Origin of the sequence: Neisseria cinerea, from assembly GCF_900475315.1 — a bacterium.
Classification (GTDB): Bacteria; Pseudomonadota; Gammaproteobacteria; order Burkholderiales; family Neisseriaceae; genus Neisseria; species Neisseria cinerea.
Genome location: NZ_LS483369.1, coordinates 1,235,193 through 1,258,190, shown reverse-complemented (window position 1 = coordinate 1,258,190; position 22,998 = coordinate 1,235,193). Strand labels below are relative to the sequence as shown.

20 protein-coding genes and 1 tRNA gene are annotated in these 22,998 nt (G+C 49.0%); 16 read left to right on the top strand and 5 right to left on the bottom strand.

Going from position 1 to position 22,998, the window contains the following annotated elements; genetic code table 11:
* The first annotated feature begins 52 nt into the window (after positions 1 to 52).
* The 3 genes from murI to DQM57_RS06490 all read left to right on the top strand — a co-directional run bounded on the left by murI (position 53) and on the right by DQM57_RS06490 (position 5,598).
* Positions 53 to 865 (top strand): glutamate racemase, encoded by an 813-nt coding sequence (gene murI, locus DQM57_RS06500; protein WP_039854299.1) that lies wholly within the window; start codon positions 53 to 55, stop codon positions 863 to 865.
* 138 nt (positions 866 to 1,003) lie between these two features.
* Entirely contained in the window at positions 1,004 to 2,782 is a 1,779-nt protein-coding gene (locus DQM57_RS06495) for a transferrin-binding protein-like solute binding protein (RefSeq protein WP_111727312.1), read from the top strand.
* A gap of 86 nt (positions 2,783 to 2,868) precedes the next feature.
* A complete protein-coding gene (locus DQM57_RS06490) occupies positions 2,869 to 5,598 on the top strand; it encodes a lactoferrin/transferrin family TonB-dependent receptor (RefSeq protein ID WP_111727311.1) in 2,730 nt (909 codons plus the stop codon).
* A 107-nt stretch (positions 5,599 to 5,705) separates the two neighbouring features.
* Here the strand turns inward: DQM57_RS06490 and DQM57_RS06485 are convergent, their stop codons facing one another.
* Entirely contained in the window at positions 5,706 to 6,848 is a 1,143-nt protein-coding gene (locus DQM57_RS06485; protein WP_049321971.1) for an extracellular solute-binding protein, read from the bottom strand.
* Positions 6,849 to 7,145: 297 nt separating this feature from the next.
* On the opposite strand from DQM57_RS06485, the gene rpsT reads away from it, so the two are divergent.
* The 5 genes from rpsT to DQM57_RS06455 all read left to right on the top strand — a co-directional run bounded on the left by rpsT (position 7,146) and on the right by DQM57_RS06455 (position 11,867).
* Positions 7,146 to 7,409 (top strand): 30S ribosomal protein S20, encoded by a 264-nt coding sequence (gene rpsT, locus DQM57_RS06480; protein WP_003676672.1) that lies wholly within the window; start codon positions 7,146 to 7,148, stop codon positions 7,407 to 7,409.
* Between the two features lie 171 nt (positions 7,410 to 7,580).
* Positions 7,581 to 8,717, top strand: a complete 1,137-nt coding sequence (locus tag DQM57_RS06475; protein ID WP_197711718.1) for a phospholipase A — start codon at positions 7,581 to 7,583, stop codon at positions 8,715 to 8,717.
* 145 nt (positions 8,718 to 8,862) lie between these two features.
* A complete protein-coding gene (locus tag DQM57_RS06465; RefSeq protein WP_111727309.1) occupies positions 8,863 to 9,564 on the top strand; it encodes a DUF502 domain-containing protein in 702 nt (233 codons plus the stop codon).
* A 60-nt stretch (positions 9,565 to 9,624) separates the two neighbouring features.
* On the top strand, positions 9,625 to 11,433 hold the full coding sequence (gene aspS, locus DQM57_RS06460; RefSeq protein ID WP_111727308.1) for an aspartate--tRNA ligase: 1,809 nt from the start codon (positions 9,625 to 9,627) through the stop codon (positions 11,431 to 11,433).
* A gap of 149 nt (positions 11,434 to 11,582) precedes the next feature.
* Positions 11,583 to 11,867, top strand: a complete 285-nt coding sequence (locus DQM57_RS06455) for a PepSY domain-containing protein (RefSeq protein WP_039854296.1) — start codon at positions 11,583 to 11,585, stop codon at positions 11,865 to 11,867.
* A gap of 80 nt (positions 11,868 to 11,947) precedes the next feature.
* On the opposite strand, the gene DQM57_RS06450 is transcribed toward DQM57_RS06455, so the two are convergent.
* Entirely contained in the window at positions 11,948 to 12,922 is a 975-nt protein-coding gene (locus DQM57_RS06450; protein WP_167395593.1) for a L,D-transpeptidase, read from the bottom strand.
* 105 nt (positions 12,923 to 13,027) lie between these two features.
* Here DQM57_RS06450 and rlmD point away from each other — a divergent pair, with 105 nt between their 5' ends.
* From rlmD to DQM57_RS09565, 8 genes are all read left to right on the top strand, one after another.
* Entirely contained in the window at positions 13,028 to 14,380 is a 1,353-nt protein-coding gene (rlmD, locus tag DQM57_RS06445) for a 23S rRNA (uracil(1939)-C(5))-methyltransferase RlmD (protein ID WP_111727306.1), read from the top strand.
* Between the two features lie 237 nt (positions 14,381 to 14,617).
* Positions 14,618 to 16,039 carry a tetratricopeptide repeat protein gene (locus tag DQM57_RS06440; RefSeq protein WP_167395554.1) on the top strand — a complete coding sequence of 474 codons (1,422 nt, stop codon included), beginning with the start codon at positions 14,618 to 14,620 and terminating at the stop codon, positions 16,037 to 16,039.
* Positions 16,040 to 16,062: 23 nt separating this feature from the next.
* A complete protein-coding gene (locus tag DQM57_RS06435; protein ID WP_107960620.1) occupies positions 16,063 to 17,160 on the top strand; it encodes a response regulator in 1,098 nt (365 codons plus the stop codon).
* A gap of 10 nt (positions 17,161 to 17,170) precedes the next feature.
* Positions 17,171 to 17,707 carry a GTP-binding protein gene (locus DQM57_RS06430; protein ID WP_003676651.1) on the top strand — a complete coding sequence of 179 codons (537 nt, stop codon included), beginning with the start codon at positions 17,171 to 17,173 and terminating at the stop codon, positions 17,705 to 17,707.
* A gap of 1 nt (position 17,708) precedes the next feature.
* Positions 17,709 to 18,353, top strand: a complete 645-nt coding sequence (locus DQM57_RS06425) for a peptidase M23 (protein ID WP_107960621.1) — start codon at positions 17,709 to 17,711, stop codon at positions 18,351 to 18,353.
* Positions 18,354 to 18,371: 18 nt separating this feature from the next.
* A complete protein-coding gene (locus tag DQM57_RS06420) occupies positions 18,372 to 18,731 on the top strand; it encodes a roadblock/LC7 domain-containing protein (RefSeq protein ID WP_003676648.1) in 360 nt (119 codons plus the stop codon).
* Positions 18,732 to 18,815: 84 nt separating this feature from the next.
* Positions 18,816 to 18,891, top strand: a tRNA-Asn gene (locus DQM57_RS06415).
* 260 nt (positions 18,892 to 19,151) lie between these two features.
* The gene (locus DQM57_RS09565; protein WP_145960430.1) at positions 19,152 to 19,331 is read left to right on the top strand and encodes a hypothetical protein; all 180 of its coding nucleotides are present in this window, start codon (positions 19,152 to 19,154) and stop codon (positions 19,329 to 19,331) included.
* 56 nt (positions 19,332 to 19,387) lie between these two features.
* Here DQM57_RS09565 and pntB read toward each other — a convergent pair whose 3' ends face one another.
* The 3 genes from pntB to DQM57_RS06400 form a co-directional block, all read right to left on the bottom strand.
* On the bottom strand, positions 19,388 to 20,773 hold the full coding sequence (pntB, locus tag DQM57_RS06410; protein ID WP_111727305.1) for a Re/Si-specific NAD(P)(+) transhydrogenase subunit beta: 1,386 nt from the start codon (positions 20,771 to 20,773) through the stop codon (positions 19,388 to 19,390).
* 64 nt (positions 20,774 to 20,837) lie between these two features.
* Positions 20,838 to 21,221, bottom strand: a complete 384-nt coding sequence (locus tag DQM57_RS06405) for an MAPEG family protein (RefSeq protein WP_108044051.1) — start codon at positions 21,219 to 21,221, stop codon at positions 20,838 to 20,840.
* Positions 21,222 to 21,224: 3 nt separating this feature from the next.
* A complete protein-coding gene (locus tag DQM57_RS06400; protein WP_111727304.1) occupies positions 21,225 to 22,766 on the bottom strand; it encodes a Re/Si-specific NAD(P)(+) transhydrogenase subunit alpha in 1,542 nt (513 codons plus the stop codon).
* Between the last annotated feature and the right edge of the window lie 232 nt (positions 22,767 to 22,998).

Below are 22,998 nucleotides of genomic sequence, written 5' to 3'. Positions count from 1 at the left end.
GCGGCGCGTGTACAATACGCGGATTGTATGTTTAGGACAGATTGGAAGAAGGATGGAAAATATCGGCAGGCAGCGCCCCATCGGTGTTTTTGATTCAGGAATCGGCGGTTTGACCAATGTGCGCGCGCTGATGGAGCGGCTGCCGATGGAAAACATCATTTATTTCGGCGATACGGCGCGTGTGCCTTATGGGACGAAGTCGAAGGCGACCATTGAGCATTTCTCCATGCAGATTGTCGATTTTCTACTGGAACACGATGTTAAGGCGATGGTTATCGCGTGTAATACGATTGCGGCGGTGGCGGGGCAGAAAATCCGTCAAAAGACGGGCAATATGCCTGTGTTGGACGTGATTTCCGCCGGCGCGAAAGCCGCGCTGGCAACGACGCGCAACAATAAAATCGGCATTATCGCCACTAATACGACAGTTAACAGCAATGCTTATGCGCGCGCCATCCATAGGAACAACCCTGATACGCTCGTCCGCACGCAGGCTGCGCCGCTGCTCGTCCCTTTGGTGGAGGAAGGTTGGTTGGAACATGAAGTTACCCGCCTGACCGTATGCGAATACCTCAAACCATTGCTTGCAGACGGTATCGATACGCTGGTGTTGGGCTGCACGCACTTTCCCTTGCTCAAGCCCTTAATCGGCAGGGAGGCGGGCAATGTCGCGTTGGTTGATTCTGCAATTACGACGGCTGAAGAAACAGCACGCGTCCTTGCGCAGGAGGGATTACTCAATACTGACAACAATAATCCCGACTATCGTTTTTATGTCAGCGATATTCCTTTGAAATTCAGAACCATCGGCGAGCGTTTTCTGGGTAGGACGATGGAGCAGATTGAAATGGTGTCTTTGGGTTAGGCAAGGTTTGCTCAAACACCCGCATATCCGGAGTAAGGATGTGCGGGTGTTTTTTTGTGAAAGTACGTCAGAAAATGTTTGCAAATTACATTTTAAGTTAATACAATATGAACTATTATCATTTTTAAAAAAGTTGATATGAAAAAATTACTTATTGCCCAAGCAGCCGGCATCCTGCCTGTGCTGCTGCTTTCTGCTTGCGCGGGCGGCGGCAGTTTCGATTTGGACAGCGTGGAAACGAAACAGCGCAACCCACAGTCCGAAGCACCGAAATACCAAGACGAACAGACTGAGAAACCGGTAAAACCCGGTGAAGCGCAGGCGGCGGAAAACGAACGTTCTGCTTACGGTTTTGCAGCCAAAATACCGCGTCGGAATATCCATTTCAACGTGAAGCAGGGGCATCAGCCGCTGTCGGATGCGGATTGGGTGAAATTGGCGGCGGGTGAACCGGATAAGTTTCCCCAAAAGGATGACATTTTTGCGATGGATAAGGGTACGCTGAACGAATCCATCACAACGGGTGACGGCAAAAGCCGCGTGGAAGGATACACGAAATTCAAGTATGTCCGCTCGGGCTATATCTACCGCAACGGTGCCAATAAAATCGATCCCAAAAACAATATCGCCCTTTTCGGTCCGGACGGCTACCTTTTCTACAAAGGCAGCAATCCTTCCCAAGCTCTGCCGACAGGCAAGGCAATTTACAAAGGTACTTGGGATTATGTAACCGATGCCAAGGAAAAACAGAAGTTTCCCCAGTTGGGTAGTCCGCCAGCGGGGGATAGGTACGGGGCTTTGTCTGCCGAGGAAGCGGATGTTTTGCGCAATGAAAGCGAGGCACCGAAAGGTCAGACCGATTTCGGGCTGACCAGCGAGTTTGAGGTGGACTTCGCCGCCAAGACCATGACCGGCGCGCTCTACCGCAATAACCGGATTACCCATAACGAAACCGAAAATAAAACCAAACAAATTAAACGGTACGACATTCAGGCTAACCTGCACGGCAACCGCTTCAAAGGTAAGGCGTTGGCCGCGGATAAAGATACTGGGAACGGTCATCCCTTCGTTTCTGATTCTGACAGTCTGGAAGGTGGTTTCTACGGGCCTCAGGGCGACGAGTTGGGTGGTAAGTTTTTGGCAAACGATAAGAAAGTGCTTGCCGTATTCAGCGCGAAACAGAAAGACGGTGCAGAAAAGCCATTGGCTGAAACCTTTATGGACGTTTACCGCATCGGTGCGGATTTTGTGAAAAAACAGATTGACAGCTTCGGCAACGTGGCCAAACTGCTGATTGACGGCGTGGAGCTTGCGCTTGTGCCGTCCGAAGGCACTCAGACGGCATTCCAGCATGTATTTGAGAAAGACGGCGTGAAGGTGTCGGTATGCTGCTCCAATTTGGATTACCTGCATTTCGGGGTGTTGGAACACGGCGGTTCGCACGATATGTTCCTGCAGGGCAGCCGTACGCCGGTTTCCGATATGCCTGTAACGGCGGGAGAGGCGGTATATCGCGGTACATGGTCGGGTACTATTGTTAATGGTACGAGCTGGAGTGCCGAACCTTCCAATAAGGAAGGCGGTAACCGGGCGGAGTTTAAAGTTAATTTTGCCGAGAAAACCCTCAACGGTATGCTGACGGCGAAAGACCGCATTGCCCCCGTATTCACCATCACTGCCACGATTCAGGGCAACGGTTTTTCAGGTGTGGCGAAAACCGGTGAAAACGGCTTTGCATTAGATCCGAAAAATACCATCGATCCGAAACGAACGAATATCCGTGCAGATGTGTCCGGCGGCTTCTACGGCAAAAACGCCATTGAGATGGGCGGATCGTTCTCCGGAAATACATTGGAGGGAGAAAGCGGCAAGGCGGCAGTGGTATTCGGTACGAAACGCCAACAGCTTGTCCGGTAAACTGGGCTGCCGGTTGACAGAGGAAAGTTCTTCAGACGGCATATCGGCTTTAAATGCCGTCTGAAGGCAGTAAGTAGAGAAATGATATGAAACAGCAACATTTGTTCCGATTAAATATTTTATGCCTGTCGCTGATGACTGCGCTGCCTGCTTATGCGGATGTTTTACCGTCCGGACAAGTGATGGAAAAGCAGCTCGATACCGTGCAGGTCAATGCGAAAAAACAGAAAACCCGCCGTGATAACGAAGTAACCGGGCTGGGCAAGCTGGTCAAATCTTCCGAGACGCTAAGTAAAGAACAGGTTTTGAATATCCGAGACCTGACCCGTTACGATCCGGGTATTGCCGTGGTCGAACAGGGTCGGGGCGCAAGTTCCGGCTATTCAATACGCGGCATGGATAAAAACCGCGTTTCCTTAACGGTAGACGGCGTTTCGCAAATACAGTCCTACACCGCGCAGGCGGCATTGGGTGGGACGAGGACGGCGGGCAGCAGCGGCGCAATCAATGAAATTGAGTATGAAAACGTCAAGGCCGTTGAAATCAGCAAGGGTTCGAATTCATCAGAATACGGAAACGGCGCATTGGCAGGTTCGGTCGCATTTCAAACCAAAACCGCAGCCGACATTATCGGAGAGGGAAAACAGTGGGGCATTCAGAGTAAAACTGCCTATTCTGGAAAAGACCATGCCCTGACACAGTCCCTTGCGCTTGCAGGACGCAGCGGCGGCGCGGAAGCCCTCCTTATTTATACCAAACGGCGGGGGCAGGAAATTCATGCGCATAAAGATGCTAGCAAGGGTGTGCAGAGCTTCAATCGGCTGGTGCCGGTCGAGGATACCCATCCGTACGCAAATTTCATTGTCGAAGAAGAATGCCCCAATGGATATGCGGCCTGTAAAGACAATGCGAAAAAAGATGCTTTGGCCAAAGATGAGCACAAAACTGTCAGCACGCAGGATTATACCGGCCCCAGCCGCTTCCTTGCGGACCCGCTTGAGTATGGCAGCCAATCATGGCTGTTCCGACCGGGTTGGCATTTGGACAACCGCCATTATGTCGGAGCCGTTCTTGAACGTACGCAGCAGACCTTTAATACACGGGATATGACTGTTCCTGCCTATTTTACCGAGGCCGATCTGAATGACAGCGTCCGGAGAAACGGTACGCCGAGCGGCTTTGGCAAATATTCGGGCAATAATAAGGCCGAAAGGCTGTTTGTTCAGGGAGAGAGCGGTACATTGCAGGGTATCGGTTACGGTACCGGCGTGTTTTATGATGAACGCCATACTAAAAATCGCTACGGGGTCGAATATGTTTACCATAATGCTGACAAGGATACTTGGACCGATTACGCCCGACTTTCTTATGACCGGCAAGGTATAGATTTGGACAACCATTTGCAGCAGACGCATTGCTCTCACGACGGTTCGGATAAAAATTGCCGTCCCGACGGCAATAAACCGTATTCCTTCTATAAATCCGACCGGATGATTTATGAAGAAAGCCGAAACCTGTTCCAAGCAGTATTTAAAAAGGCATTTGATACGGCCAAAATCCGTCACAATTTGAGTATCAATCTAGGGTACGACCGCTTTAAGTCGCAATTGTCCCACAGCGATTATTATCTGCAAAACGCAGTTCAGGCATATGGATCGAAAACTCCGGAAGGGGCGCAGTCGCCCAACGGAAGCCAAGGCAAACCGTATTGGGTGTCTATCGGCAAGACCACGGTCAATACATCGCCGATATGCCGTTTCGGCAATAACACCTATACAGACTGCACACCGAGGAATATTGGCGGCAACGGTTATTATGCAGCCGTTCAAGACAATGTTCGTTTGGGCAGGTGGGTGGATGTCGGAGCAGGCATACGTTACGATTACCGCAGTACGCATTCGGAAGATAAGAGTGTCTCTACCGGCACTCACCGCAACCTTTCTTGGAACGCAGGCGTAGTCCTCAAACCTTTCACCTGGATGGATTTGACTTATCGCGCTTCTACGGGCTTCCGTCTGCCGTCGTTTGCCGAAATGTACGGCTGGAGAGCCGGGGAGTCTTTGAAAACGTTGGATCTGAAACCGGAAAAATCCTTTAATAGAGAGGCAGGTATTGTATTTAAAGGGGACTTCGGCAATTTGGAAGCCAGCTATTTCAACAATGCCTATCGCGACCTGATTGCATTCGGTTATGAAACCCGAACTCAAAACGGACAAACTTCGGCTTCTGGCGACCCCGGATACCGAAATGCTCAAAATGCACGGATAGCCGGTATCAATATTTTGGGTAAAATTGATTGGCACGGCGTATGGGGCGGGTTGCCAGACGGGTTGTATTCCACGCTTGCCTATAACCGTATCAAGGTCAAAGATGCCGATATACGCGCCGACAGGACGTTTGTAACTTCATATCTCTTTGATGCCGTCCAACCTTCACGATATGTATTGGGTTTGGGTTACGACCATCCTGACGGAATATGGGGCATCAATACGATGTTTACTTATTCCAAGGCAAAATCTGTTGACGAACTGCTCGGCAGCCAGGCGCTGTTGAACGGTAATGCCAATGCTAAAAAAGCAGCATCACGGCGGACGCGGCCTTGGCATGTTACGGATGTTTCCGGATATTACAATATCAAGAAACACCTGACCCTGCGCGCAGGCGTGTATAACCTCTTCAACTACCGGTATACCACTTGGGAGTCTGTAAGGCAGACTGCCGACGGGGCGGTTAATAGGCACAATAATGTCGGCAGATATAACCGCTACGCCGCACCGGGACGAAATTACACCCTGACTTTGGAGATGAAGTTTTAACCTAAGCAACCGTGCATCAAGGCAATAGATAAACGGCACGGATATTTCGGTAAAATTAGAAATGCCGTCTGAAATTCTGTTCAGACGGCATTTTTCAATATTCCGGATTAATTGGAACCGACTTTGATTTTTTGCCACAAGTTGACAGACAGTTTTTTTGCATCTGCGCTCATTTGAGGCATCACGAAACCGTCTTTCATGTCTTGCTCGTTCGGGAAAATAGAACGTGTGTTCACCAGCTCGGCGGGCATTTTTTCGCGTGCAGGTTTGCTGGCCGGCGCGAAGGTTACGGCAATACCGTTTTTCGCAGCCACTTCGGGATCAAGTGTGTAGTTGATGTATTTGTGGGCATTGACGATGTTTTTCGCATCGGCCGGAATCAGCCAAGATTCAATCCAGAAGCCCATGCCTTTCGGCGTCAACACTTCAATACCAACGTTGTTTTTCACTTCTTCGGAACGCGCTTTGGCCAAGTTCAAGTCGCCGCCGTTACCTGCCGCCAAGCAGATGTCGCCGCGCGCCAATTCGTCAATGATGGAAGGGCTGAAACGTTTCACGTCAGGACGGATAGACTTTAACACTTCCGCCGCTGCTTTCAAATCTTCAGGATTCGAGCCTTTAGGATCTTTACCCAAGTAGTTCAACAAGATTGGGAACATTTCGCTCGGGGTATCCCACAAAGCGATGCCGCAAGATTTCAGCTTGTTGGTATATTCGGGTTTGAACAGCAAATCCCAACCATTTTCAGGCAGCTTGCCACCCAAAAGCTCTTTACCCTTCGCCGTAATCGCAATCGTATTCACGCCTGAGAAGTATGGAACGGCATACTGATTGCCCGGGTCGGCAGTTTCCAACATTTTCAGCAATTCAGGGTCGATGTTTTTGTAGTTCGGAATCAGATCCTTGTTGATTTTTTGGTATGCACCTGCCTCAATTTGGCGCGGCAGGAAGGCAATACCTGGCACAACCAAGTCATAGCCGGATTTACCGGTCAGCATTTTGGCTTCCAGCGTTTCGTTGTTTTCATACAAATCGTAAGTCAGCTTCAAATTGTTGGCTTTTTTGAAGTCTTCGACTGTACTTTCGTCAACGTAGTTTGACCAGTTGTAGATATTCAAAGTATCGGTGGCGGCTGCCTCGGCATTGGCAGCAGGCGCGCTGCCTGCTTGAGGTTGCTCGGCTTTTTTCTCGCCACCGCCGCATGCGGCCAAAGACAATGCGGCCAATACGGCTAATACAGATTTTTTCATACGGGTAGATTCCTGATGAAAGAGGTTGGATAAAAAAGAAACCAAGCGCCCCATTGATACCCCGGCGCAAGGCGCGGCTATTGTAAAGTAAATTTTTGCAAAACCAAAGCGCATTGAACTGATTTTTCTAAAAAATTGCCTTGTTTGCGAAAGGTTCGCCAAATAGGTTGCAGTTTTGACCGTTTTTACGGGCTGTGAAACCTTCCTGTGTAATAATAAGGAGAAAAGACTTGCATATAATGTAAACCCTCTTTAAAATTGCGCGTTTAGAGAATTTATTTTTCAGGAGATTCCAACATGGCAAACAGCGCACAAGCACGCAAACGTGCCCGCCAGTCCGTCAAACAACGCGCACACAATGCTAGCCTGCGTACCGCATTCCGTACTGCAGTGAAAAAAGTATTGAAAGCAGTCGAAGCAGGCGATAAGGCAGCTGCACAAGCGGTTTACAAAGAGTCTGTTAAAATTATCGACCGTATCGCCGATAAAGGCGTATTCCATAAAAACAAAGCGGCACGTCACAAAAGCCGTTTGTCTGCAAAAGTAAAAGCCCTGGCTTGATTTTTGCAAAACCGCCAAGGCGGTTTTTTATATGTAATAAGCAAAAAACCCTGAGGCCTGACGGTTTCGGGGTTTTTCGCATTGGGAAGGCCAAAGCTTAAAATATCGGAAAATGTACGGTTTTTTATTTGAACACGCTATAAAATACCGTCTTAAAACAATGTGTCGGCAATGGGGATGGAGATGAATAAACAGAATGTGCGTTATATTTTTTTGATAGGTTTGCTACCGGTTGCGTCTGCCTTCGCCGAGACTGCGGTGCAATGTCATAATTTGAAAGACGATGCTTTACGCTTGGCGTGTTATGACAGAATATTTGCGGTACGGTTGCCGGATATGCCGGGAAAATCCGGGCAGCATGAGGCAAAATCTGTACTTAATCTTACCGAAACCGTACGAAGCAGCTTAGATAAGAAAGAGGCTGTCATCGTGGTTGACGAAGATGTGCCGTCTGGCGATCAAGCAGGAGCTACGGAAGCTACATATACGCCGTTGAGCCTGATGTATGATTTAGATAGAAACGATACGCGAGGGCTTCTGAGTGTACGCGAGCATAATCCAATGTACCTTATGCCGTTCTGGTATAACAGTTCGCCCAACTATTCTCCGAGTTCACCAACGCGCGGCATAACCGAACAAGAGAGATTCGGGCAGCAAAAGCGTGCGGAAACAAAACTTCAGATTTCGTTTAAAAGCAAAATCGCTGAGGATTTGTTCAAGAGCCGTGCGGATTTGTGGTTCGGTTATACGCAGAAATCAGACTGGCAGATTTTCAATCAGGGCAGGAAATCCGCACCGTTCCGAAATACGGATTATAAGCCTGAAATCTTCCTGACCCAGCCCGTGAAGGCTGACTTGCCTTGGGGCGGTAGGCTGCGTATGCTCGGTGCTGGTTTTGTTCACCAGTCCAACGGGCAAAGCCGTCCGGAGTCGCGTTCGTGGAATAGGATTTATGCTGTGGCGGGGATGGAATGGGGAAAGTTGACCGTGGTGCCGCGTGTGTGGATGCGCGTATTTGATCAAGGAGGCGATCAAAACGACAACCCGGATATTGCCGACTATATGGGTTATGGCGATGTGAAAGTTCAGTACCGTTTGAATGACAGGAAGAATGTGTATTCAGTGCTGCGTTACAACCCTAAAACGGGTTATGGCGCAGTAGAGGCTGCCTATACTTTTCCCATTACAGGCAAGCTTAAGGGTGTAGTGCGCGGCTTTCACGGTTATGGAGAGAGCCTTATCGACTATAACCGCAAACAGAGCGGTATCGGTTTCGGTTTGATGTTTAATGATTGGGACGGTATCTGAACCGTGTTCGGGTAAGTAATATCAAGTCGGCGGTGCCGTCTGAAGCCATCGGAGGCTTTACGGTGTATGAGATAAAAAGCTCGTTTGAATTCTGGCAAGAGCGTATAATGCGTAGTTTGCACAAACTTTGTCGGAATCAAGCAAGATGACGGAACCTGCAGCCGAAGGCGGTAAAACTGCCAAGGCGTTAAAAAAATATCTGATTACAGGCATTTTGGTCTGGCTGCCGATTGCGGTAACGGTTTGGGTTATTTCCTATATCGTTTCCGCATCCGACCAACTCGTCAACCTGCTTCCGAGACAATGGCGTCCGCAATACGTTTTGGGGTTCAACATCCCCGGGCTCGGCGTTATTGTCGCCATTGCAGTATTATTTGTAACCGGATTATTTGCCGCAAACGTATTGGGCCGGCAGATTCTTGCCGCGTGGGACAGCTTGTTGGGTAGGATTCCGGTTGTGAAATCCATCTACTCGAGTGTTAAAAAAGTATCCGAGTCCCTGCTTTCCGACAGCAGCCGTTCGTTTAAAACACCGGTACTCGTGCCGTTTCCCCAGCCCGGTATTTGGACGATTGCTTTCGTGTCAGGGCAGGTGTCGAACGCACTTAAGGGTGCATTGCCACAGGATGACGATTATCTTTCCGTGTATGTTCCGACCACGCCAAATCCGACCGGCGGTTACTATATTATGGTTAAGAAAAGCGATGTGCGCGAACTCGATATGAGCGTGGACGAAGCATTGAAATATGTTATTTCTTTAGGTATGGTCATGCCTGATGACCTGCCCGTTAAAACATTGGCAGAACCTATGCCGTCTGAAAAGGCGGATTTGCCCGAACAACAATAACGCCGTCGTTCAGACGGCATTTCCTGTTTTCAGTTCAAATCAATAATAAAAGGTGATTTTATGCGTACCAACTATTGCGGTCTGATTAGCGAGCAATACTTAGACCAAACCGTTACCGTCAAAGGCTGGGTACACCGCCGACGCGACCACGGCGGTGTGATTTTTATCGACCTGCGCGACCGCGAAGGCATCGTCCAAGTCGTGATTGACCCCGACACTCCGGAAGCGTTTGCTGCTGCCGATTCCGCCCGCAACGAATACGTTTTGAGCATTACCGGCCGCGTACGCAACCGTCCCGAAGGTACAACCAACGACAAAATGATTTCCGGCAAAATCGAAATTCTCGCCAAAGAAATCGAAGTATTAAACGCCGCTGCTACGCCTCCGTTCCAAATCGACGATGAAAACATCAGCGAAAACGTTCGCCTGACCAATCGCGTTATCGACTTGCGCCGTCCTGCCATGCAACGCAACCTGCGCCTGCGTTACCAAGTCGCTATGGGCGTTCGCCGTTACTTGGACGCGCAAGGCTTTATCGACATTGAAACGCCGATGCTGACCCGCTCCACACCTGAAGGCGCGCGCGACTACCTCGTGCCGAGCCGCGTTCATCCGGGTGAATTCTTCGCTCTGCCGCAATCTCCGCAATTATTCAAACAACTGTTGATGGTGGCGGGTTTCGACCGTTACTACCAAATCACCAAATGTTTCCGTGATGAAGACTTGCGTGCCGACCGTCAACCTGAATTCACTCAAATCGACTTGGAAACCTCGTTCTTGAACGAGGATGAAATCATGGACATCACTGAAGGCATGGCCAAACAAGTCTTCAAAGATGCTTTGAACGTAGATTTGGGCGATTTCCCACGCATGCCTTACTCTGAAGCCATGTTCTACTACGGCTCTGACAAACCGGATATGCGCATCAACTTGAAATTTACTGAGTTGACCGACCTGATGAAAACGGAAGAATTTAAAGTTTTCCGTGGCGCAGCCGACATGAAAGGCGGCCGCGTAGTCGCTCTGAGCGTGCCTAACGGTGCGAAATTCAGCCGCAAAGAAATCGACGAATACACTAAATTTGTTGGCATCTACGGTGCGAAAGGTTTAGCGTACATCAAAGTGAACGATGTGAGCAACCTCTCCGATGGCGAAGACAGCGGCCTGCAATCTCCAATCGTGAAATTCCTGTCTGAAAACGCCCTGAAAGAAATCATTGCGCGTACCGGCGCGCAAAACGGCGACATCATCTTCTTCGGCGCAGACAAAGCCAAAGTCGTGAACGAAGCCATCGGCGCGCTGCGTATCAAAGTAGGCTTGGAACACGGCAAAGATAATGGCTACTTCGTAGACGAATGGAAACCTTTGTGGGTTGTCGACTTCCCAATGTTCGAATACGACGAAGAAGCCGATCGCTACGTTGCCGTACACCATCCGTTTACCGCGCCTAAAGAAGGTCATGAAGACCTGATGGTTTCCGATCCTGCAAACTGCTTGGCCCGTGCCTACGACATGGTGTTGAACGGCTGGGAAATCGGCGGCGGTTCCATCCGTATCCACCGTGCCGACGTACAGGAAAAAGTGTTCGCCGCACTGAAAATCAGCCCTGAAGAGCAACAAGAGAAATTCGGCTTCCTCTTGGACAACCTGAAATTCGGTGCGCCTCCTCACGGCGGCCTTGCATTCGGTCTCGATCGTCTGGTTACCCTGATGACCGGTGCCGAATCTATCCGCGACGTGATTGCCTTCCCGAAAACACAACGTGCACAATGTCTACTGACCAATGCACCTAACAGTGTGGATGACAAGCAGCTGCGCGAATTGAGCCTGCGTTTGCGCCAGAAGGCAACCGAAACTAAAGAAGTGTAAGAAAAACAGAGCCGTTTACGGCTCTGTTTTTTCATACGGCATTTTACGCTTTTTAACTTCCTGCTAATTCAAACCTAATTTGGCTGTGTTTTAATAGCGGCATTGAAAAATACTTCTTGTTCAATAAGTCGATAAAGAAAGGACTGAAAATGAAAAAATTGTTATTGGCCGCTGTTATTTCCCTGAGTGCCGCTGCTGCATTTGCCGGTGACCATGCAGAGCGTCAGATTTACGGTGATCCCAATTTTGAACAGAACCGCGTAAAAGCTGTGAAAATGTTGGAACAGCGCGGTTATCAAGTTCACGATGTCGATGCCGACGACCATTGGGGTAAGCCTGTGCTGGAAGTAGAGGCCTATAAAAACGGCCGTGAATACGACATCGTGTTGTCTTATCCTGACTTGAAAATTATCAAAGAGCAGGTTGATTACTGATTTCTTTGATGGGAAGATGAATGCGAAATGCCGTCTGAAAGACAGTTCAGACGGCATTTTGTTTTTGCCGGAAGAATGGTCTAGAACAGCAGGTCGACCGTTTCAGAAGCAGTATTTTCAAGGGTTTCTGTTTCTGCCTGAGGTATGGATTCGACAGTAGGCCTTCTATTGGAAGGCAGGATGGGAACGGGGCGGATGCTTTGAGCCGGCTGTTTTGCTTCAGTCTGCGGGACAGACGGTTCATCAGGATTGGATTGAATAACTTGGGCCGGTGTTTCGGGTTGGCTGTATGCGGAAGAACCCTGCATCCATGCCAGCGATCTAAGCGGCATCTTTAGCTTGCCGTTTTTACCGCAGGTCAGGCAGACGGGCGCGCCGGTACGTGCTTTAAGTACGGCATCGATTTTTCCGGATGCGATGGTTTTACCCTGTGTTTTTGCCCATTGCGCAATACTTTTTTTCAGCGAGGCAATGTCAAGGTTGTTCTTACCGTAAGGGTCGTGGAAGGCTGCAAGCCAAAGGTTGTTTCCTGCATCTTCGTTGAGACCGGCCATTTGATAGATGACAGATGCAGGTGAGCCTGTGGCGATAGTTTTGGCAAATTCGAGCGCATCGGGCGATTTCATGCGGACGCAGCCGTGGCTCCGGACTCCGGGAACGCTGGCCGGTGCATTGGTTCCGTGTATGCCCAAACCTAGTTTTGGGTCGCCTAAGCGGACAAAAACCGGCCCTAAAGGGTTGTCCGGACCAGCGGCTATGGTTTTCACGCCGTCGCCGCGTTCTTTTTGTATGGATTTGGGGATATGCCAAACGGGGTTGTAGGCTTTTGCACCGATTTTATGTTCACCCAAGTTGGTCTGAGTCATGGCTCGTCCTACTGCAACGGGATAGACCTTGGTTAGGTTGCCGTCAGTGTAGAGGAACAGGCGTTGCTGAGGGATGTTGATGAAGACATGTTGACCTTGCGCAATGGGGGAAACATCGGGAATAACTGTATGCGCGTATGAAAAACTGGTTATAGACAGTACGGCGGTGAGGCAGATTGTTTTATTCATATCAAAATATAGTGTGCGTTCGATGGTGTTTTGGCAAATCATACCTGAAACCGTGAGGTTTTGTGCGAAAATATGCGTTTCGGTACAGTACGGACGGATTTGGGAATGGAGACGGAAGTAAATGTCGCGGAAATTTCCGCCTTGGATTATGAAGGCAGGGGCGTGGCAAAGGTCGGCGGTAAAACGGTTTTTATTAAAGGAGCATTGCCGTCTGAAAGAGTCGGTTTTCAGATTACCAAACAGAAAAAGCAGTTTGACGAAGCGGAAACAGTAGCGATATTCAAGGTTTCGGATGAGCGTACCGTCCCGCAGTGCCGTTATTTTGAACGCTGTGGCGGTTGCTCCCTGCAACATATTTCTCCGACAGCGCAGGTGGCGTTCAAACAAAGGATTATGGAAGAGCAGTTCGAGCGTATCGGTAAGGTCAAACCGAAGCAGATATTGCCGCCGATTTACGGACATGTATGGCATTATCGGGATAGGGCGCGGTTCAGTGTGTCATTAGACAAATCATGCCGTCTGAAATTGGGGTTTCAGGCAAAGAAAACGAATGATGTGGTGGACATTTCGTCATGTATGCTGATTCCGAAGCCTGTTTCAGACAAGCTGCCGGCTATCAGGGAGCTTTTGCAGGATTTGGCGGAAGAGGGAAATGTTGCCCGTTTTGCCGAGTTTTATCGCGGCAGTGAAATCACCGTATTGAACATCGCGTTCAAGAGCAAACTTCGGCAGAATGATGAAAACCGGATTAGGCAGTGGTTTGATTCGGAATTGTCGGATGACTGGCAGATTTGGCTGCAAATCGAAGGAAAGGTATCGGAACCGTTTTATCCCCAAAAAGATACGACATTAAAATATACATTACTGGAATTCGGCATTGAAATGCCGTTCCGGCCGGGAGATTTTACGCAAATTAATACAGATACCAACCGGCTGATGGTTTCACGCGCGGTAAAAATGCTCGACATACGTCAGGGTGAGCGAGTTGCGGACCTGTTTTGCGGTTTGGGCAATTTCAGTCTGCCCATAGCCAAGAGCGGAGCGAGTGTGGTTGGTGTCGAAGGTGCGGAAAATCTGGTCGGGCGTGCCCGGCAAAATGCACGGTTAAACGGTTGCGGCGGACAAACAGATTTTATTGCTGCCAACCTCTTTGATTGCACCGAGAATACGGTGGCCTCATGGGGAAAATTTGACAAAATGTTGATAGATCCTCCCAGAAGCGGTGCGTATGAAGTCGTTAGATCATTGAAGCCGCCTTATCTCCCGAAAAAAATCGTTTATGTGTCCTGTAATCCTTCCACTTTAGCACGGGATGCGGGCGTGTTGGTTGAAAAAGGCTATATCCTCGGCCAGGTGGGAATAATGAATATGTTTGCCCATACATCCCATGTTGAGTCTATCGCAGTATTTGAACTAACATCGGAAATTAGCAAGGCAGGATTTAAGGATAAAAAGTAAAGCTTAATGAAGGTGAAAAGGATAAGGTGGAATAAAATTCAATATATTTAAATATATAAAATATAAAGTAGAATGTAATAAAACTTGTATCTTAGGCATATTGCCAAAAGTTAAATTATGGTATGATTCTGCTCCTTTAAGTCTATTTCAGTTAATTGTTAATAATAAAAGTGGGCGGCTGCCGTCTCGGACGGCTTAACCATTCATGTTTGTTCATTACGGTATTGGGAGTATCCTTTGGAAAACTCATTAATTATCGGCTTGGCACTGGTAGCTGTGTTACTGGTGCTTTTGGTCATGCGTGCAAAACAAGGTAAACAAATACCGAAGCACAAGTCACAAAGCGGTGGCAATTCAAAAGGACAATCATCTGATCATGATGATACGGACTGGATTGGTCAGGTAGACCGTTCAGTATCAGACGGTGCGCAGTCGGACTGGTCGTGGAATGAAAGTGCTGAAACCGCATCTGCAGCCGTGTCTGCGCAAGAAGTCGATCCACTGACGGAATATCAGGTTTATAAACAATTCGGGTATCAGGGTAAGGCAGCCGAATCCCTGGCTGCTTATTTGAACAGTATTCCGGACGATGAAGACAAGCCTGAAAACCTTATCCGCGAATTGCTCGATACCAACCTTGAAGTGGGGGATGTAGATGTTTTGGCAGATAATTTGCAGAAGTACGGCAGTCTGATACCTTCCGGACTTCTGGCAAAATATGTTCAACAGGCATTACAGCTCGATCCCAACCATTTGCGTATACGGGTTTTGGCTGAAGAAGGTTTGGGTTGGAGCATCCAAGAGATTGAGAAATGTACAGAGGATGGTGCTGTAACGGCGGATTCTGCGTCTGCGTTGCCGGATGCGGCTGTTCAAGAGCGTGAAGCAGGAGAAGTCAAGCGTATTCCGATCGTTCGGGGTAAAAAAGACGTTTCCGAAATTAGCCAGGAGGAGGTTGGTGCAATTGCTGGTTTGGTACGTGCAGATCAAGGTGCAAAAATCCTTAAAGGCAAAGTTAGTTACGAAACGGCATCAAAACAATATGACCGTGCCATTCAGGCTTCTGAGAAACCTGCCAACCTGATTATTGATGCACTCAAACTTGATTACCAACATGCAGACATCGATCGTTTTGCTGGGCACCTGTGGAAGCTTTATCAAGCATTGGGAAACTATGGCAGACAGGTAAAAGAGAGAATGCTGGGGTGGGGATACAGCCTGGGCTACCATGAAGTCTTCGATGATTTGGAAAAAGGACCGGACGATCAGCAAATTAAAGACATCGGTATGGGGCATGGGTATCTGCCGCAAAATATACAGAAATCAAAAGCACAATATCGGGACTTGGTACTTCAAGATTCTTCATTAATCAATGCCAATGTATCTCCGGCAGACGATGCGATTAAAGAAGTAGAATCGTTGCTGATGTATGGTCAACTGGATGCGGCAATGGATGTGTTGGAGCAGGCGGTATTGAAATATCCGGACGAATCCCAGCTGTATATTACGTTAATCGATATTTATGAACGTACCGAAGATTGGGGTAGATTGGGGCAGTTTTTAAGGGTACTGAGGGAGCGTGCTGACAGATTGCCGGAAGAAGTCGTCATGCTGATGAGCCGGCTGCTGCAGCGTATGAATCGAAATATAAAAAAATAAAACGGTACGGGGAATAATAAAAAATGGAAGTACAAATACCGAAAATTAAAACAGTACACGTTATGTTGGCGGGGATGACGGCGCATCAGGAATCCATTTTTAAAATGGCATTCAAAATGCACAATACCACCCGTTATGAAACGGTACCTTCTTCAGACGGCAGTATTGTACCTGATTTGGTTTTAGTGGATACTGATGCAGAGGGCGGCCTGGATCTTTGGAAGGAGTTTGGTGAACGTTATAAGGATATACCTGTTACCGTATGTTCCGAGAAAGCCCCTGATGCTGAAGTTCCCTACCTGCCTAAACCAATCCGGTTTGAAACATTGTTTCCCATGCTCCGCAAATTATTGCAGGGAGAAAATGTTTATGGGAAATCGTTTACTGCGCCTGTAGGTCAGTCTGCAAAAGGCAGTGGCAATGAGCAACGCACGACAACAATACGCCGCTTCAATCCGAATAAAGGTTTATTGGGAGCGTTGCGATTCGCAGAAAAGAACGGGCAGGATATTGCCATTTTACACGGAGGAAAGCCGGTTCTTATCGTTTTTCCCTCAATACAACGGGTTCTTCTGACAGAAAGTGCGGAAAAACTTGAGCAGTTGTGTAAGGACGATAATGTGCAGGTAGGCTGTAAAGTCGTTCCTGATAATCCCCAGTGGCGTGAAAAAGCAAAAGTCAGCATCATGTCCTGTATGTGGCAGCTTTCTATTTGGACGGCACAGGGTAGGTTAATTTATCCGATCTCTCCGGATACCTTGTTTACGTTGAGGTCTTGGCCGAATTTGACTAGGTTGGCGCATGTGCCGGAATCGATACGGCTATCGGCGTTTTTAACTAAAACATCCGTTAACCTTAATGTGTTGTATAAAGTTATGCCTTTGAGTATTAATGATATTTTGAATTATATTGCGGCAACCTATGCAACTGGGTTCTTATCTGTAGATTTGAAGACGGTCTCCCAGCATTCATATCATGATACGGTAGATAAGATAGATATCGGAGTCAACTCTGCCTCAGACAGTGAAATGGCAAAAGAAGCGGTAAAAATGACTGCACCATCACAAACACAGCCGCGAGGTCTTCTTCAAAGGCTGATGAAAAAACTGTTGGGTAATTAGGAGCGGAGATATGAGAGAAAATAAAATTATTTTCACCGGTCCTGTCGGTGTGGGAAAAACCACGGCTATTGCAGCTATTTCAGACGATCCTCCCATTCAGACTGATGCTTCGGCATCTGATATGACTTTGGATAGAAAAAGGAATACGACCGTAGCAATGGATTATGGCGTAATCTATCTGGATGAAGATACTAAAGTTCACCTGTATGGTACCCCGGGTCAGGAACGATTTAACTTTATGTGGGAAATTCTGAGTCAAGGCAGTATGGGCTTGGTTTTGCTTTTAGATAATGCACGGACTAATCCGTTGAAAGATTTGGAATTTTTCTTGGATTCGTTTCAAGGATTGCTGAAAACGGCGCCGGTCGTTATCGGTATTACTAAAATGGATATACGCTCACAGCCCGGTATCGACGTGTATCACAAATATCTTGCAAAACATAATCTTAATGTTCCGGTTTTCGAAATTGATGCCCGTAAGGAAAATGACGTAAAACAATTGGTTAGTGCAATGTTATTTTCTATTGATCCGGGACTGGAGGTTTAACATGGAATCAACACTTTCACTACAAACGAATTTATATCCCCGCCTGACCCCGGCCGGCGCATTCTATGCAGTATCCAGCGATACTCCGAGTGCCGGCAAAACTTTGCTGCACGGTTTGCTGAAGGCAGACCCCGGTGAAGTGGTTAGTAGCGAGAAACTGCTTGCTTGGGCAGATACCTCCGACATTGATACCGCTTTAAATTTGCTGTACCGTCTGCAAAAACTTGAATTTCTCTATGGTGATGAAAATGGTGATTCTGACGGTATTAATTTTGCAGACGAACAATTGCCGTTGTTGATGGAACAGTTGTCCGGCAGTGGTAAGGCATTATTGGTCGATAGGAATGGTCTGTATCTTGCCAATGCCAATTTTCATCATGAGGCGGCTGAAGAATTAGGGTTGCTGGCGGCAGAAGTCGCACAGATGGAAAAGAAACACCGGCTATTGGTTAGGAATAATCTGTATATTAACAATAATGCTTGGGGGGTTTGCGATCCTTCCGGTCAGAGCGAACTGACATTTTTCCCATTGTATATTGGGTCAACCAAGCTTATTTTGGTTGTCGGTGGCATTCCGGACTTGAGTAAGGAGGCATTTGTTACTCTAGTAAGGATTTTATACCGCCGTTACAGTAACCGTGTGTAAAGCAGGACAGGAGGGGTTATGCAGCAATTATTGATTTCAATCCTTGAAGATTTAAACAATACATCTACGGATATTATCGCGTCTGCCGTTATCTCAACCGATGGATTACCGATGGCGACTATGTTGCCTTCGCATTTGAATTCGGATAGGGTGGGTGCGATTTCTGCTACTTTGCTTGCTTTGGCCAGTCGTTCGGTAAATGAGCTTGCCTGCGGTGAGTTGGAGCAGATTATGATTAAGGGAAAATTGGGCTACATCCTTTTGAGCCAGGCAGGCAAAGATGCAGTATTGGTGCTGATGGCAAAAGAAAGCGGCAAGCTTGGTTTAATTTTGTTGGACGCAAAACGTGCGGCAAGACATATTGCAGAAAGTATATAAGGGCTGTATATTCAAAGGCTGAGTACAATCAGTTGTAAATATATGTTGACATAGTCTGCATTTTGAATTAATATTTAAAGCTATTCCCCGATAGCTCAGTCGGTAGAGCGACGGACTGTTAATCCGCAGGTCCCTGGTTCGAGCCCAGGTCGGGGAGCCAAATTTTAAAACCCTCTAAGTATTACTTAGAGGGTTTTACTTTGCCGGTAGTCAGAAATGCCTTTTTGAGATGCTTGTTCTTGAGACGGAAAGGGTGCTCCTGTATATATCAGGGCTACCATCAAATCAACAAGCTGGCGAGTATTTATGGCAGGAATAATGCTGTAAAGGCATTAAAGGAATGAGCTGAAGAAGGATTGTTGAGATATATCGACGGTGCGGCCGTCCACTGCTTACATCCTTCGGGCTACAATTTTGCCCATGGAAAAGTTAACGAACGGCTGGATGAGGAATGTATTCTTGCAGTATTCGCTTGTCAACACTTCAGACGACATACTGTTCAGCATTTATTCCGATATAGATAAAAGCGTGGTTTGGAATTTTGGCTGGTGGTGCGGATATGGTCACGCTCCTTGGCAGCTGAGTGATTTAAAACTGTGATTTGTGTAAAAATGCCGTCTGAAGTATTGATTTTCAGACGGCATTTTGTTGTGCGTTTATTTTTTCAGTTCGGACAGAATGTCATCCACGGTTTTCTTCGCATCTCCGAAACACATTACGCTGTTTTCGTTGAAGAACAGCGGGTTTTGTACGCCTGCGTAGCCGGTGTTCATCGAGCGTTTGAAGACGATGACTTCTTTTGCCTTCCACACTTCCAACACGGGCATGCCGGCAATCGGGCTGTTCGGGTCGGTTTGGGCGGCCGGGTTGACGGTGTCGTTCGCGCCGATGACCAAGACTACATCGGTTTCGGGGAAGTCGTCGTTGATTTCGTCCATTTCCAAAACGATGTCGTAGGGGACTTTGGCTTCGGCAAGCAGTACGTTCATGTGACCGGGTAGGCGGCCGGCGACGGGGTGGATGCCGAAGCGTACTTCGGTGCCGTTTTTACGCAAAAGTTCGGTGATTTCTGCAACGGGGTATTGCGCTTGTGCGACTGCCATACCGTAGCCCGGGGTGATAATGACACTGTTTGCGCCTTTCAGCATTTCGGCAACATCGGCAGCTTTGACTTCTCGGTATTCCCCTATCTCTTGGCTGCCGGAAGATGATGTGCCGCTGTCGCTGCCGAAACCGCCGGCAATCACGGAAACAAACGACCGGTTCATGGCTTTGCACATAATGTAGGATAGAATTGCGCCGCTTGAGCCGACCAGTGCGCCGGTGACGATGAGCAGGTCGTTGGAGAGCATAAAGCCTGCCGCTGCGGCCGCCCAGCCGGAGTAGGAGTTGAGCATGGATACGACCACAGGCATATCTGCGCCGCCGATGGAGGCGACCAAGTGCCAGCCGAATGCGAGGGCAATCAGGGTCATTATCAGTAGGATGAAGCCGCTGCCGTCAATACCGACAAATACGAGCAGCAACACAAACGATATGCCAAGTGCCAGTGCGTTGAGCTTGTGTTTGGCGGGCAGTTGCAGCGGGCTGCTGCTGATTTTGCCGTTGAGCTTGCCGAATGCGACCAGTGAGCCGGTAAAGGTTACTGCGCCGATGAAAATGCCCAAATAGACTTCGACCAGATGGATGGTGTGCATATCGTGCGAAACGTTGCCCGACTCGATGTAGCTGTTGAAGCCGACCAAAACCGCCGCCAAGCCGACGAAGCTGTGCAGCAGGGCAATCAGTTCGGGCATTTCGGTCATTTCTACTTTTTTTGCTTTGTAGATGCCGATTGCCGCGCCGATGAGCATGGCGATGATGATCCAGCCTAGTCCGTGGGTGTTTTCGGAAAACACGGTAACAAACAAGGCAACCGCCATCCCGGCGACGCCGGAATAGCAGCCCTGTTTGGCGGTTTCCTGCTTGGACAGCCCCGCCAGCGAGAAGATAAATAAAATTGCGGCAACGATATACGCCGCTGTCACTAATCCTGAAGACATGGAAATTCTCCGATTTTCGATGATTTGTTTTTGATGCCGTCTGAACTGTTCAGACGGCATCTGTTTAGGCGGCAGCCACAAACAGCCCGACGGTGCAGATAAATCCGCCTGCCCACATCAGTGAGCGCATGGCGGCTTTGTCGGCGATATAGCAATAGATAAAGGCAAGGCGGAACAGGATGAATAGGCCGGCAAGTGTGTCGACGGTTGCTTGTTCGGCATTGCCGGTTGCGTGTGCCGTCAAAACGGCGGCTGCAAATGGCGCAAATGCTTCAAAACTATTTTGCTGCGCGGCATGGGCACGGGCAGCGGCACCTTGGGTACGCGCCAGAAAATCACGAGGATGATGATTGTCGCTGAAGCGGAATCCGCCGGTTTTTTTGGCATACGCTGCACAAAAAAGCGGCAATAAGCAGGCAATCAGGATGGACCAATAGGCAAAAGTCATGCTTTATCCTTTCCTAAACATATTCAACATGCGGCGCGTTACGAAGAAGCCACCGAAGATATTGATGCTGGCAATCAGGATGGCGATGAAGGCAAGCAGGGTCACGAAACCGTTGCCTTGGCTGATTTGCAGCAGTGCGCCGACGACGATGATGCCGGAAATCGCGTTGGTCACGGACATCAGCGGGGTATGCAGCGAGTGGCTGACGTTCCAGACGACGTAGTAGCCGATGACGCAGGCGAGGACGAACACGATAAAGTGGTTCAAGAATGCTGCGGGTGCAACCGCGCCGACCCACAGCACCAACACGGCGGCGATGACGGCGGGCGCGAGTTTTTTCCACAGGGGAACGGGTTTCGGCTCGGGCTTGGCGGCAGGCGCGGCTTTTTCAGACGACGTTTGCTGCTGCTGGGCGGAAACTTGAATCGGCGGAGGCGGGAAGGTGATTTCGCCGTCGCGGGTAACGGTCATGTTGCGGATAATCACGTCTTCGAAGTCCAGCGTGATTTCGCCGTCTTTGTTCGGGCTTAACAGCTTGGTCAGGTTCACCAAGTTGGTGGCGTAAAGCTGGGAAGACTGTCCGGCAAGGCGGTTTGCCATGTCGGTGTAGCCGATGATTTTCACGCCGTTATCGGTTATGAACAATTCGCCCGGCTTGGTGAGTTCGCAGTTGCCGCCCGTCGCCGCCGCCAAATCGACGATGACCGAGCCGGATTTCATGCTTTCCACCATTTCTTTGGTAATCAGCTTGGGCGCGGGTTTGCCCGGAATGGCGGCGGTAGTGATGATAATGTCCACTTCTTTCGCCTGCTCGGCAAAGAGCTTCATCTCGGCGGCGATAAATTCGTCGCTCATCACTTTGGCGTAGCCGTCGCCGCTGCCGCCCGATTCTTGCGGGAAGTCGAGTTTCAGGAACTTACCGCCCATTGATTCGATTTGTTCCGCCACTTCCAAGCGGGTATCGAACGCGCGCACCACTGCGCCGAGCGAGTTTGCCGTACCGATCGCCGCCAAACCTGCCACACCTGCACCGATCACCAAAACCTGCGCGGGCGGCACTTTGCCGGCGGCGGTGATTTGACCGGTGAAGAAACGGCCGAAGGCGTTGGCGGCTTCAATTACGGCGCGGTAGCCGCTGATGTTTGCCATTGAAGACAAAGCGTCCAAAGCCTGCGCGCGGGAAATGCGGGGAACCATGTCCATCGCCAGCGCGTTGACTTTCTTGGCGCACAAGGCTTCGACCAAAGCCTCGTTTTGGCGCGGCCACAGGAAGCTGACAATGGTCTGCCCTTCTTTGAGCAGCGGCAGCTCGCCTTCGGACGGCGCGTTGACCTTATAAATCAAAGGGCAGGCCCAAACCGTCGCTTTGTCGGCAACGGTCGCGCCTGCCGCTTGGTAAGCGGCATCATCCAAACTTGCCGCCAAACCTGCGCCGCTTTCGACAACGGTTTCAAAGCCCAGTTTGCTCAACAGGGCAACGGTGGCAGGCGTACAGGCGACGCGGGTTTCGCCGGATAATGACTCGCGTGGGATACCGATTTTCATCTCTGAATCCTTTTGGTTGAGGCAGGCGGGAGTTTGAGGAAATTGTCGTCCGCACCTGATTGTTATATATGAAACAGCAACCATCGGTTATAGCGAATTTTGTCCGATATGGCAATAGCGCACATGGTGCACTATCTGAGGCGGCAGGCCATCCCTGACGGGATGGTTTGTATTTATTGTCTGTGTTTTTTTGTTGCGACTATAATGTCCCTTTTGTCGGGAAGAAGGGGCG